At 55.3% G+C, this 12990-nt stretch carries 12 protein-coding genes; 5 read left to right on the top strand and 7 right to left on the bottom strand.

Annotation, left to right across the window (positions count from 1 at the left end; all coding sequences use genetic code 11):
* Positions 1–58 precede the first annotated feature (58 nt).
* The gene (locus tag ACMGFG_RS09155; RefSeq protein WP_436930036.1) at positions 59–1399 is read left to right on the top strand and encodes a sulfatase; all 1341 of its coding nucleotides are present in this window, start codon (positions 59–61) and stop codon (positions 1397–1399) included.
* 34 nt (positions 1400–1433) lie between these two features.
* Here the strand turns inward: ACMGFG_RS09155 and ACMGFG_RS09150 are convergent, their stop codons facing one another.
* Together ACMGFG_RS09150 and ACMGFG_RS09145 are read right to left on the bottom strand one after the other, a co-directional pair.
* Positions 1434–2210, bottom strand: coding sequence for a class I SAM-dependent methyltransferase (locus ACMGFG_RS09150; protein WP_436930035.1), 777 nt, complete (start codon positions 2208–2210; stop codon positions 1434–1436).
* A 105-nt stretch (positions 2211–2315) separates the two neighbouring features.
* Positions 2316–3650, bottom strand: a complete 1335-nt coding sequence (locus ACMGFG_RS09145) for a surface carbohydrate biosynthesis protein (RefSeq protein WP_436930034.1) — start codon at positions 3648–3650, stop codon at positions 2316–2318.
* Between the two features lie 154 nt (positions 3651–3804).
* Between ACMGFG_RS09145 and ACMGFG_RS09140 the strand changes: the two genes are divergently transcribed.
* From ACMGFG_RS09140 to ACMGFG_RS09125, 4 genes are read left to right on the top strand one after another with little or no spacing between them, the layout of a single operon-like run.
* The gene (locus tag ACMGFG_RS09140; RefSeq protein WP_436930033.1) at positions 3805–4482 is read left to right on the top strand and encodes a cytidylyltransferase domain-containing protein; all 678 of its coding nucleotides are present in this window, start codon (positions 3805–3807) and stop codon (positions 4480–4482) included.
* Positions 4483–4520: 38 nt separating this feature from the next.
* Positions 4521–5168: a fumarylacetoacetate hydrolase family protein gene (locus ACMGFG_RS09135; protein ID WP_436930032.1), complete on the top strand. Its 648-nt coding sequence runs from the start codon at positions 4521–4523 to the stop codon at positions 5166–5168.
* Positions 5168–6187 carry a PseG/SpsG family protein gene (locus ACMGFG_RS09130; RefSeq protein WP_436930031.1) on the top strand — a complete coding sequence of 340 codons (1020 nt, stop codon included), beginning with the start codon at positions 5168–5170 and terminating at the stop codon, positions 6185–6187. Before ACMGFG_RS09135 ends, ACMGFG_RS09130 begins: the two co-directional genes overlap by 1 nt.
* The gene (locus ACMGFG_RS09125) at positions 6184–6861 is read left to right on the top strand and encodes a methionyl-tRNA formyltransferase (protein ID WP_436930030.1); all 678 of its coding nucleotides are present in this window, start codon (positions 6184–6186) and stop codon (positions 6859–6861) included. The genes ACMGFG_RS09130 and ACMGFG_RS09125 overlap by 4 nt, the downstream gene beginning before the upstream one ends.
* On the opposite strand, the gene ACMGFG_RS09120 is transcribed toward ACMGFG_RS09125, so the two are convergent.
* The 5 genes from ACMGFG_RS09120 to ACMGFG_RS09100 are packed head-to-tail and all read right to left on the bottom strand — an operon-like array spanning position 6862 to position 12953.
* On the bottom strand, positions 6862–7911 hold the full coding sequence (locus ACMGFG_RS09120; RefSeq protein ID WP_436930029.1) for an N-acetylneuraminate synthase family protein: 1050 nt from the start codon (positions 7909–7911) through the stop codon (positions 6862–6864).
* 33 nt (positions 7912–7944) lie between these two features.
* Complete coding sequence (locus ACMGFG_RS09115; protein ID WP_436930028.1) at positions 7945–9135, bottom strand: DegT/DnrJ/EryC1/StrS family aminotransferase; 1191 nt, start codon at positions 9133–9135, stop codon at positions 7945–7947.
* A 5-nt stretch (positions 9136–9140) separates the two neighbouring features.
* Positions 9141–10106: a dTDP-glucose 4,6-dehydratase gene (locus ACMGFG_RS09110; protein ID WP_436930027.1), complete on the bottom strand. Its 966-nt coding sequence runs from the start codon at positions 10104–10106 to the stop codon at positions 9141–9143.
* On the bottom strand, positions 10103–11119 hold the full coding sequence (locus tag ACMGFG_RS09105; RefSeq protein WP_436930026.1) for an SDR family NAD(P)-dependent oxidoreductase: 1017 nt from the start codon (positions 11117–11119) through the stop codon (positions 10103–10105). Before ACMGFG_RS09105 ends, ACMGFG_RS09110 begins: the two co-directional genes overlap by 4 nt.
* A gap of 46 nt (positions 11120–11165) precedes the next feature.
* The gene (locus ACMGFG_RS09100; protein WP_436930025.1) at positions 11166–12953 is read right to left on the bottom strand and encodes an ABC transporter ATP-binding protein; all 1788 of its coding nucleotides are present in this window, start codon (positions 12951–12953) and stop codon (positions 11166–11168) included.
* Positions 12954–12990: the final 37 nt, after the last annotated feature.

Here is a 12990-nt window from a genome sequence, read left to right as displayed (position 1 = left end):
CCTTGTGATCTGTTCGATCCAGCACCTATATACCTCTGTTCACTCTTCTGGAAAGTACATGTCTGCTCCAAATATTCTGTGTATCTCGGTCGACAGTCTTCGTGCGGATTTCTGTTCGTTCCTCAATCAGTCTCTGACTACGACGCCATTTCTTGAATCTCTCGCGGATGAAAGTACACTTTACCATAATACGGTCTCGCCATCAACGTGGACGTTACCGGTTCATGCGTCGGTGTTTACTGGGCTCTATCCGGAAGAGCACCAGATCAACGATGAAGGTGTTCAACTCGGAGACCATCCGACCTTCGCCGAGCTGTTGGGTCAGCGAGGATACTCAGTCCGGTCATTTGGACACAATGGGTGGCTGGAACAAGGAGATATCCTTCGGGGCTTCGACCACGTGCACACACCAAAATATGGGCCAATTTCAAAGGGACTGACAGGTCTCGTTCGGCGTGGCTGGCGAAAGCTGCATGAAGCGACGTTTCGTGTTGAGAACGAAGATCGGTTCACGATCGATCGCGTTATTGAGAGTCTTTCTAAGCAAAGCGAGCCATTCTGCTACTTTGTTCACTTACAGGGCGTCCATTATCCGTATCACCCCCACATTACTGCCTACCGACGATTCGGCGATTTCACTACACACGGCCTCTACCGAATACATCAGACCCAGCGGGAACTCTATGATAGCCGTCTGAACAGATTCCTTGGACTGTCCCCGATCTCAGACGCAGACATAGAACATTTCAAAGACTTATATCGCGGTTGCATCTACGAAGCTGACCAACTGATCGGTGAGGTAGTAGAGACACTGCAGGAAGATAGTTTACTTGATGACACACTTCTGGTAGTCTTCGGCGACCATGGCGATTCGTTCGGCACCGATGGGATCTTTGGGCACAATTTTACTGTCACCGACGGTGTCGTGAGAGTTCCACTACTCGTACGTGACCCAAGTGGGGAACTCACCAATGAAGACAGGAATGAGATCGTACAACTGAATGATTTGTATCCGACGGTGCTCGACGCGGCCGGTTGTGACCCCCCCGACACTCGAAGTCAGAGTCTCTATTCTGACATGACTCGGGACTCCGCGTTCGTCTATTACTCAGCACCGGAATCAATGTGGACCGACATGTGTGAGAGCCTTCCACCAGATTTTGAAGGCAGACTGGATGACCGTCTAGAGCGTGAGCAACACCTCGTCTGGAAAGAAGAAGATCGTAAACTCGTCTGGTATCCAAGATCAGACCGCTACGAATCGATCGGTCCACGTCCGGAGGAACTTCGGAAGGAACTATCGAGACACAAAAACGCATTACGACCGGTTTCACCAGGCGAGCAACGTGCGGTCTCCGAAGAAGTACTAGAGAACATCAAAGAGATGGGATATCTATAGCCTCGAGACAGTTCTGTCAGTAGGAAGTCTGTCGTTACTTAATTTTATCGAGTGCCCGCACGTACACGTATCTACCACGCAGAAAGGGGAGAGACTCCAACTTCGAGAGAGCGATAGAAGTAGTAGCCATGACAGCGTACTTGTAGCGGTTCAATCCGACGAGATCAGGGAACACAACGCCCGTTTCCTCATCGTCTACCATGCGTTCGTACCAGTCCGATATGATCGTTTTGTATTCGATCGTCTCTACCCTCCTGAACTCTCGTTCTAGTTTGTCCCGGATCCGGTTGGTGTACCACTCTTTGTTCGAGAACTGTAACAAAAGATTTCCATTAGAACGGAGATACGAGCAGAATAACTCGATGATGGGATAGTGGTATTCTGGGTCGATGTGATGCATGGTGTGTGATGAGACAATGAGGTCAAGGCTTGATGCGGGGAACAACTGCTCGCGAAGGTCACCTTCTATCGAGACGTAATACGGGTCATCGGCGGATACCTGTTGGTCAATGGATGTAGATGAAATCGGTCCCTCGACGTAATCGGTGTTTGTCTCCGGGCTGTGGCTCGCCACCCCGGTATGTAGTGCCTCTCTGTCGATGTCGACACCGTAGTAGACCTGACTGTTGAAATATCTTGCATTTTGGTGAGCGTTCGATGCAATGTCTGCCGCGGTATCGCAAGAACTGAAACGCTTAATGTCCTCAGATAGAAGCGATTGAAAGTAGGTTTTTGAGGGACGGGCTTTCACTTCCGGTGCCATCAATCGTGATTTCAGGGATCGAGGTGCACTTGCGTCAATCTGTGTCATCTAGAGCCCTCCAAGTACGACTCGAAGGTGGACCGAATCGGTTGTGTTCGAGTGAATTTCTGGTCGGGCAAAGTTCTGACCAACACACGATCTCTTTTAGATATTTTATCCGCTAGTCTGCAGCCAAAATACATCCAGAACCCTTTTTTCGGATTTCACTTCGATATTATCTGGAACCATACCGTCGGGGAATCGATCAAGGATCGTTCGTATCTCTGTTAGCGTTAGTGAATCGAATTTGTATCCGTTCTCGTCGTCACGTCGCCATTTGTAATAATACTTTTCCAAAAAGCCCTGACCAACGGTCTGGAGCGCTCTTCGTCGAAGTTTTGTTTTGGTGGTCGGTTCGAATTCTGAATCGAACCCACTTGCCGTTGCATTTTCATCAATATCGAGAGTGTTGGCAATCCTATCAACGGAGTAAAAGTCGATGTTAGCGATGTGATGCTTGAGTTTATTTTTCTGATCGGCGTCGATCTCGTAACGCTCTCCAGATTCAACACTGTGCAATCGTTCGATCAGAGCATCTGGGTCCTCATACTTTTCACTCACGACATTCGGGATCGGAGACTCGTGTGGGGAAAGTCCATGTGGCGTGTAGGCAAAGACAGGTTTATTGAGCAACGCCGATGCAACAGCTGTAGTACAACTGCTGTGTATCACGGCGTCAGAAGCCACTATCCATGGTCTGACATCTCCGTCTCGGACTACCGAGATGTTCTCGAACGGGAGGAATAGTTGTTCGTACAATCTAAGATCTTCGGATGGATGGGGACGTACAACGATATCCTGACTTAATGATGATTTGCTCATCGCAACAATCAGACTGATGAATTCACCGATCAAACGGGTTTGTTTTTGATACAGATCTCGATTTGATTCGTTAATATAATCAGCCAATGCATCTCCCTCTGCATAGTTTACTCCAAAGTTCGTGTTGAATAATATGTAGTCTCCGTACTTGCTGGCGATGCTATTTGCTTCGTCATGATAGACATCTCGTAACTCGGGTTGCAAGAGGTCAAAACGTGGATTCCCAGAAACAGTTACATTTTTGCTAAAACCTGAATCTGTCCGCCTGATAGCTGCTTCTTTAGCTTTTTGCCCCCACGCAAAATAATAATCGACCATCGATAGAATTGCTGGATCAACTCTCTGTCTGTATCTTTCGAATCCTGGGAATGCACTTCCTTCCGTATCCAAGACCGCAATTTGAGTACCGCATCTGTCGAGAGTTGAGATCCGGTTGTGTCGTCTCTTGTGATTAACCGCGCTTAATGAAAAATATATATCCGGTTTAAGAATATCGAAAGAATTGTACACACTATTTGAATTTCCTAATGCGATCTGATATCCTCGATCCGCAAGATTAGCGGCAAGCCATACCTTAGCGACAAGTTCTCGGGCTTTAATTTCAATAGGTATTACTATCTTTCTCATACTATATTTGAATGTAAACTACCCATATTAATCGACGATCCGTGATGTACGTTGTTCTGGTGGTGAGAGATATTTATGTTTCGTGCTTCCCTTCTAACATTCAACTTGTTCTGAGGTAGAAACATTGAATATGCATAGTGACATTGACTCGCCAATGGTGGGTCGAACAGGTATTGTCAGCATCCAGGCTCGGATGGGTTCAACACGACTCCCCGGGAAGGTACTGTTACCTATCAAGGAAAACCGGGTTATAGAGCGAGTGATGAACCAGTGCGACACGAATTCTGTGGTTGAACAGGTCGTATTGGCAATCGGTGACGAACCGGAAAACGATGCACTTACTGAATTGTGTCAAAGAAATAACTACGAGTACGTTGTCGGTCCAGAGGATGATCTTCTCGACAGGCATCGGAACGTAGCTAAAGCCTTCGATCCGGACTTTCAGGTTCGAGTCACTGGAGACTGTCCGTTCGTCCCTACAGACGAAATCGTTCGATTGGTACAGGCGCATCACGCGAACGATGCAGTCTATACGACAAATGCAGACGACAGCATTCCAGACGGTATAGTCGTGGATGTCGTCGAAGTCGACGTGCTCAATGAACTCGCCGCTCTCGGTGATGAACACCCCACATCGAGATTACGACAGAATCCGGAGAACTGGAACGTATCGTTCGACGTTCCAGAGAAGTGGACGGGCCTGTCCGAGGCACACTTAGCCGTTGACACTCCGTCCGATTACTGGATGCTGATCGATGCTATCGAGAGTGTGGGGGGAGATCCGATGAAAGTCGCGAAGTGGTGTCTGGATCATCAAAACCGATCAGAGTAGTCACTACATTAAAATCGATACCAGGTGAAACAAGTCCTATGGAACTCGAAGATATCGGAAAGTTTGTCGCTCTCGGGGGGACATTCCACTCACATCAGGACGAAAAAGATAGACAGTACCGATGGCCTGATCTCTGGGTGGTTCCGAAAGAAGGAATCATCGGGGAAGAGGAGTCGATCCAGATCCCGTCACGAGTCGAGAAAGTGAAACCGGGGTCAGAACTGACTGCAGTAATTGGTTCTGATCTCTGGGAAGCCGATGAAGAAGAAGCCTGGGACGGGATTAAAGGATTCACCATCTCAAACGATGTCACAGCTTCAGGAGACTGGCCTGGCTGGTCTGACCCCGATCACGGTATGATCACTGGTGTTGGTTACAAACTTCTCCCGACGTTTTCTCCGATCCTTTCAGAATATCAACCGCGTAGGCGGAAACACCACTACGACGATCTCGACGTCTGGGTCGAGGTTGACGGCGAAACTGCCGTCGAAGGAACTACCGAACTGATGGCGTTCTCGATCCCGGAAATGGTATCGTTCGCTAGTAGCGTCGTGAAACTTCAAGAAAACGATGTCGTCGCACTGGGCGACCCAGGGAACCCGACGAAGTATCTTGACGACGCGAGTTCGGTGACGTGCTACATCGAGAGTGTTGGGGAACTCACTAATTCTATCGAGCGATTATAATGCATGTTGCGGTCCGCGCCGACGGTGGCCCCGAAATCGGCTACGGACACCTCGTCCGCACGTCGGCACTCGTTGAGGCGCTCCTTAATACCGATCACGTGGTGACGATCGCGACGACCACACCACAGAACGCGCAGGAGGTTTATCCAGAAGCCTGCTCTGTCGTAGAAGTCTCGTCACGAGGTGATCCGGAGACTTTCCTCGACAGGTTATCTGAGAGTAACCCCGACGCAGTCGTCACTGACGCTTATCCGATCGATACGGACTACCAGCGGGCCGTCATGGAGCGATATCCACACCTCGTAATCCAAGACGATGCCCGACACACTATCTGTTCCGACGTGCTCGTCAACGGCAACCTCTACGCCCCCTCGTTGGATTACGAATACATCGACGACCAACCACAGTGGTGTCTCGGCCCCGAATATCTCCTTTTACGTCGTGCAATCGCAGTACTCGCGGACGATGAACCACCGTGGCGTGATCCTCCCAAGCAGATGCTCGTAACAATGGGCGGGAGTGACATCGCTAGGTTGACCCCGACGGTAATACGGGCCGTCAACGGGTTCGACCTCCACGTGGACGCTATTGTCGGTCCAGGCTGTTCCGAGGAACAGGAACAGGACATCCGTGACGCTGCCTCAACAGTGTCAACTGATGTCAGAGTGGACCGTGATCCCGACGACTTTCCGAAGCGAATGTTTGAAGCGGATCTCGCGGTCAGTACAGCAAGTACCACTACATACGAACTTCTGGCTCTCGGAACGCCGATCGTGAGTTGTCCCGTCGTAGACAATCAGCAGCCGATAGCAACTGCCCTCCGCGAGAGGGACGCGGCGACAGTCGTTGAGCCTGACGGTGGCGAGACCGAGTTTCAGACGGCAGTAAACGAGTATCTGAACGATCCGGAACTCCGACAGTCCCGCCGACAGATCGGCCGGAATCTGGTAGACGGTCACGGCACACGCCGAGTCCTCAGGGAACTACTATCACTCGCCGGGGAGAACACGGATACATGAATTCCGACCTCGAAGTCATCTTTCTCGGTGTGAACGACGCCGGAATGCGCGTCTACGAGTGGCTCTGTGAGCGAGATGATGTATTCGTTCGCTCGCTTCTAACGACCGAGGATCAGCTTTCGGTGATCCCGGAAGTCAAACCGGATTATGTCGTCTCCTGTGGCTATCGCCACATCGTCCCCGAGGAGATTCTGAACGTGCCGACTGAGGGGTGTCTCAACCTCCATCCCGCATACCTCCCGTACAACCGAGGAGCCAATCCCAACGTCTGGAGTATCGTCGAGGGGACGCCCGCTGGCGTGACGCTTCACTATATGGATCCTGGGGTTGACACCGGTGATATCATAGCCCGTCGTGAGGTTCAAAACGATTTTTCCGATACGGGTAAAGACCTCTATGAACGACTCGAAGACGCACAGGTGAATTTGTTCCAAGAGGTTTGGCCTCGCGTGGTGGGCGGTGATATCACCCCGAGCGAACAGGACCTTAGTGAGGGAACATCTCACCAGACATCGGAGTTCGACACACTCTGTCGACTCGAGCCCGACGAGACTGTCAGAGTGAAGGACTTCTTGGACCGACTCCGTGCCTTGACCTTCCCACCATACGATAACGCGAAAATCGAAGTCAACGGGGAAACGTACTACGTCGAGATCGATATCAAACGGGAATGATCACTGGTCGACATCGTCCCACTGGATACCTGAGCCTGCGCTCAGGTCATTCGTCGCCGTCGTCCCGAGTATCTCTTGGTAGAACTTCGGATGAAGACCAGACTGACGCTCCCCGGGCCGGAGAACGCTTACGTTCTCTTCAGTGAACTCCTGTCCTGCTTCGATATTCGTTGTCGCGTGGATACTACGCCGCGCCTTCTCGAAGAGTTCTTCCTCGACATCAAGCACTCGCTTGTCTCGGGATCCGAGTGCCGATTCCGTCTTTCGGATCGCTTCGACCATCCGTGATAATTCGTCAGGTTCGAGTGCGAACTCGTGATCTGGTCCCTCCATCGAATTGTCCAAGGTGAAGTGTTTCTCCACGACCGACGCGCCCAGTGCCACCGCAGCTGAAGGCGCAGTCACCGGATCGAGTGTGTGGTCCGATAGCCCGCTCTGGACACCAAACTCCTCACGCAGGGTTTCGACGACGCTGACGTTGATGTCTTCCAGTGGTGTCGGGTAGGCGGCAACACACTGGAGCAACGCGAGGTCCTTAACGCCCGCGTCCTGTAACACCGCTACCGACTCCGCGATCTCTTCCATCTCGTGCGCCCCGGTGGACATGATGACCGGCTTGTCGGTCCCGGCGAGATGACGCAGAAACGGGTGGTGGCTGCTCGTGTACGACGCTACTTTCCAGGCCGGGACGTACTCGGCGAGTTCGTCGGCCGAGCGCTCGTCGAACGGCGTCGACATGAAATAGACGCCCTGTTCGCGACAGTACTCGTACAGTTCCGGAATCCACTCGTACGGCATCTCCATGGACTCGATGATCTCGTAGATCGACCGGTCGTCATCGAGGTATTCTACTTCACCGCTGTCCTCGACGTACAGGTCCTCTGCCCTGAATGTCTGGAACTTCACCGCGTCGGCTCCCGCGTCGGCGGCCACGTCGATCAGTTCTTTCGCGATCTCCAAGTCTCCGTTGTGGTTCGAACCGGCCTCGGCGATTACGAACGTCGGTTCTCCTGGACCGACCGGTCGGTCCCCGATCTCGAAAACGTCCATACCACCGAGAGACGACCGGCGACGTGAAGTTACTTACTCCGCGTGGTACCGGTGCAGTCGCTCGACCGCCTGGATAACGTCCGCCACGTCGCTGTCGTCCATCCCTGGGAACAGCGGTAGACTCACCAGCCCTTCGTAGACGCGCTCAGTATTCGGAAAGTCTCCCCGCTCGCACCCGTATTCCTCCTGAAACAGCGGATGGTAGTGCAGCGGAACATAGTGGACCTGCACCCCAACGTTCTCGTCGTGCATCGCGTTGACGAACTCACCGCGGTCACACCCAAACTCGTCACGAATCTCGACCGCGTAGAGGTGATACATGGGGTCGGACTCCTCGGGGTCGGGCGGTGTCCGGATCCCCGAAACGTCCGCGAAGGCCTCGTCGTACCGAGCGATGATCTCGTCGCGCCGTTCTTTGAACTCCTCAAGGCGCTCCAGCTGTTCAAGTCCGAGCGCCGCCTGGATGTCGGTGACGTTGTAGTTGTAGCCGACGCCCTCGGCAACCTGATACCAGGGCTCGTCCGCGTGTTCCGGCGGGTCGTAGTTCATATCGAACGAACGCAAGCGGCGTGCGCGCTCTGCGATGTCGTCGTTGTCGGTGACGACCATGCCGCCCTCGCCGGTCGTGATGTTCTTCACCGGGTGGAAACTGAACGTCGCCAGGTCCCGCTGGGACCCGAGCGGTTCACCCCGCCAAGTCCCACCGAACCCATGGCAGGCGTCCCAGAGCACGGTCAGGTCGTACTCGTCTGCGACGTCAAGCAGACCCTCGATATCGGCTGGATGGCCCGCGTAGTGCATCGGGACCAACCCCACAGTGTCGTCGGTGATCTGTTCGCGTACTGCATCGGGGTCCAACGCTCGCCGGTGAGGATCGATGTCGGCGAACACGGGATCAGCACCCGCGTACGTCGCTGCGTGAGCCGTCGAGACGAACGTCAGCGGTGTCGTGATCACCTCGTCACCCGGGCCGAAGCCCGCTCCCTCTCCCGCAAGGTGGAGCGCCGTCGTCCCGGAGGTCGTCGCGATGGCGTGCTCAACGTTCAGAAAATCGGCGACGCGGTCCTCGAACTCGTCGACCGTTGGTCCGCGGGTGATGTAGTCACCGTCCAGGACATCTAGAACCCGCTGTTTCTCCTCGTCGCCGATGCTCTGTCCACCGTACCCAAGCACTGCGTCCCGGATCGGGTCGCCACCGTAGTGAGCGGGAATGCGCTCGTCCATACCAGTCACTCACTCCCTCCGTTCGCGTCGTTCTCGCGCAGCCACGTTCGCAAGCGGTCGACACCTTCCTCCAGACTCACTTCCGGTTCCCATCCGAGCAAGTCTCGAGCTTTGGTCGGATCACACCGGAGCTTCTGTACTTCGCTCTGCGGGTGGTGGTGTTCGACGTGGCGTATCTCGGTCCCGTCGCTCGCGATCAGTTCCGCGAGTTCGTTGATCGAGACATCCTCGCCGGTTCCGGCGTTGATCACCTCGCCGACGGCGTCGTCGTGGAAGGCGCCTTCGACGACAAATCGGGCGCAGTCGGTCGCGTACAGGAGGTCACGTGTCTGGGTACCATCGCCGAAGATCTTCAGCGGCTCACCTCGCAGGTCGCGGTCGGTGAAGATGGAGACGACACCGCCGGCCATCCCCGTCTGCTGGAAGGGGCCGTACGTATTGAACGGGCGGAGTGTCACCACCGGGAGGTCGTAGCCATGATAGTACCCCTCGGCCAGGTTCTCGGCAGCGAGTTTCGTCGCCGCGTACGGGGACGCCGGTTTGACGGGGTGAGACTCGTCGATCCCGTCCGCGTCGTCGACTGCGCTCGCGACATCGTACACCATACAGGTCCCGACGAGCGCGAGTCGCGTATCCCATCGCCGGCAGGACTCTAGTACGTTCTGCGTGCCGGCGACGTTCGCCTCGTAGTGCGATTCGGGGTCGTCGAGACTCTCCTGTACGTCGATTTCCGCGGCAAGATGGAGGCAGGCGTCGAGATCGTCGTGGAAACAGTCCGCCACGACATCGGCGTCGTGGACACTCCCTTCAGTCAGCTGGAACCCATCGTTGGATTCGAAGGCCGCGACGTTCCGCCGCGACCCGTTCGAGAGGTCGTCGAGCACGTGGACATCGTATCCGCGGTTGAGGAGCTCGGCGACGACCCAGCGGCCGATAAATCCTGCACCCCCGGTCACGAGCACTTCGCTCATGCCGTGACACCTCCGTTCGCTTCGAGCAGGTCGACGATTTCGTCCTTCGAGAGCGTCTCCGCGTCCGCGGAAGACCGGACTACGTCGTTCGCCGGTTCGAACGATTCAATCTCCTCGTAGGAGAAATAGCCACCACTTTCCGGGGGGATCGCATACAGATCCTCATTCTCGATGACACGGTCGGTCTCCCTCCGAGTCATGATCTCCTCGTGGAACGTTTCTCCAGGTCGCTTTCCCACGATCTCGACATCGATGTCGTTCGGGTCGTGACCGTACTCTGGGGCCACAGTCTCGATCATCGCGGTCGCGAGGTCTTCGATACGGATCGCAGGCATCTTCGCGAGGAACACCTCACCGCCATTCGTCAGTTCGAGCGCGCCCGTAACCAGTTCGAAGAGGGCGTCGTGTGTCAGGAAAAACCGGGTCATCCGCCGGTCCGTCAACTCTACCGGCCCCCCGTCGCGGATCTGGCGTTCGAACAGCGGCACGACCGAGTGCGAGGAGTTGAGGACGTTCCCGAACCGGACTGATGCGAGCCTGAGGTCAGAGCGACCGCGATGTTTGTTCCCGGCCGTGATCAATCGCTCGCCGAGCAGTTTCGTCGTTCCCATCGTGTTCGCGGGGTTGACCGCCTTGTCGCTGCTGGTGAAGACGACGCGCTGAACCGTCGCATCGATCGCGGTGTCGACGACGTTCTGCAGTCCCAGCGTGTTCGTCTTGACGGCCTCGAAGGGGTTGTACTCACAGACATCGACGTGCTTCATCGCCGCCGTGTGGATGACGACATCGATTCCTTCCATCGCCCGTTCCAGACGATCTTTGTCCCGAATATCGCCCGAAAGGAACCGACATCGTTGGTTGTCACCAAACTCGGACTTGAGTGACGCGAGTCCCGGTTCGTTGTTGTCGAAAATCCGCAACACCTCCGGGTCTTGGTCGAGCAATCGGGGGATCAGTATCCGCCCCACGGAGCCGGCGCCGCCTGTTAGTAGCACGTTTCGACCGTCGATCATTGTCCTGGGGTGTCCCATCTGTGGTATCAATCTGTCGGAGTGGTGGTCATGGCTGCTCCAGTTGCCGCTGATAGAGGTCTGCGTACGTCCCGTTGTCTTCGATCAGTTCTGCGTGAGGACCGGTCTCGACAATCTCGCCGTTGTCCATCGCGTAGATCCGGTCGGCGTTCCGAACAGTAGAGAGCCGATGCGCGACGACGAACATCAGGCAGTCCCGGTCCATCGACTCGATGCCATCGTGGACGCGTTCCTCCAGTGCGGTATCGAGGTCGCTCGTCGCCTCATCCAACACGAGCAGGTCCGCGTCTTTCAGTAGTGCGCGGGCGATGGCTATCCGCTGACGCTGGCCGCCCGACAGCCGAACGCCGTCGTCACCGAGGACGGTGTCGTATCCGTTCGGCAACTCCCCGAGAAACTCGGTTACTTGGGCTATTTCGCAAGCCCGTTCAACTTCCGTTCGGGATGCGTCTCTGTTCCCGAGAGTCACGTTGTATCGGAGCGTTTCGTTGAACACGAACGGCTGCTGTCGAACCACAGCGACGTTCTCACGCCACTCGCGCAGGTCGAAGTCGTCTATTGGCGTCCCGCCGGCCGTAATCGTTCCCTCGTCAGGTTCGTACAGTCGCGCCAACAGCGAGACGATAGTCGATTTCCCGGCACCGGAGGGCCCTACGAACGCGACGAACTCGTCGCGGTCCACCGCGAATGACAAATCCCGAACCGTCAGTTCCTCACCGTCATAACTGAACGAGACATCCTCGAAGGCAACTCGGTCGATCCGGTCGGGAACTGCTTCGACTCCCGTCGATGGTTCGGCACGGGTCGCGAGTTCGTCAATGAATTCCTGCGTCCGAACGAGATGTGGGAGGTCGCTTTCGAGTTGGTAGAAATAGTTGTTCAGCGTACTCGCGCGCGGCGCGAGTCGAAACATCGCGAACAGGAACACGCCGAGGCTCGCGAGCGAGAGATTCGCTATCCGGAGCGCGACGTAGATCAGGAGGAAGACGACGACCGCTGTCGCCAACTGATAGAAGTTGTCCAGTGCCGCCTCATTCCGGCGAAGTTTGACTCGAGCCTGAACGAGCCGATCGGTCGCGGTCCGGAACCGGTCAAACAGCTCGGTTTTCAATCCAAACAGCTTCACGTCCCGAATCCCCTGTGTTCCGGCCTGAGCGGCCGTCTGAATGGATTCGTTGGCCTCCGCGACGCGGTCGCCAACTGAATAGCCAGACTCTAGAACCGTCCGAAAGACCACGGCAAGTCCACCGAGGACGACAACCGATACGACGGTCAGTCGGGGCGCCATCACCAGTGCGACGATACCGTACATCGCCGTCAGGAATCCCTGTTGGACCAGATTAACGACTCGTTGTATCGTTCGACCCGCGTAAGTGGACTGGGTAACGATCGCGTTGAGAATATCATCCGATCCCTCGTCGTCGAAGTATGCGACTTCGGCATCCAGTGCGTGATCGAACGACTCGACCCGAAGATGACGGACGTATGTCTCTCTCAGCGCGGCCTTCAGCCACGCAACGAGGAAGCTCGAGGAGTACCGAACAGTCATCACCGCTGCGACGCCCACAACCACATACTCGAGTGTGAACGGGATGCCGACTGTCTCGTAGCCAGCGACGAACAACTCCATGTATCCGCTCGGGTCTCCGCTCCCGCGAGCCAGTTCGATTATCGGTAACAGAAAGCTCAGACCGATACCTTCGAACAGCGCGGCGAATACGCTGAACGCGACAATTCCGACTGTGAACAGTGGCCGATATCGAGCGACTCTAGCAAGCGCCCGTGCTTTCTCTTCGAGGGTGATTTCGTCGCTCATTGGTCGCGCTAACGAGCCGTGCCCGCTGGGCTCCTAC

The organism is Halosimplex halobium, from assembly GCF_051414055.1.
Lineage (GTDB): Archaea > Halobacteriota > Halobacteria > Halobacteriales > Haloarculaceae > Halosimplex > Halosimplex halobium.
The sequence above is the reverse complement of the archived record's forward strand: the minus strand, read 5'-3'. Positions and strand labels throughout refer to the sequence as shown.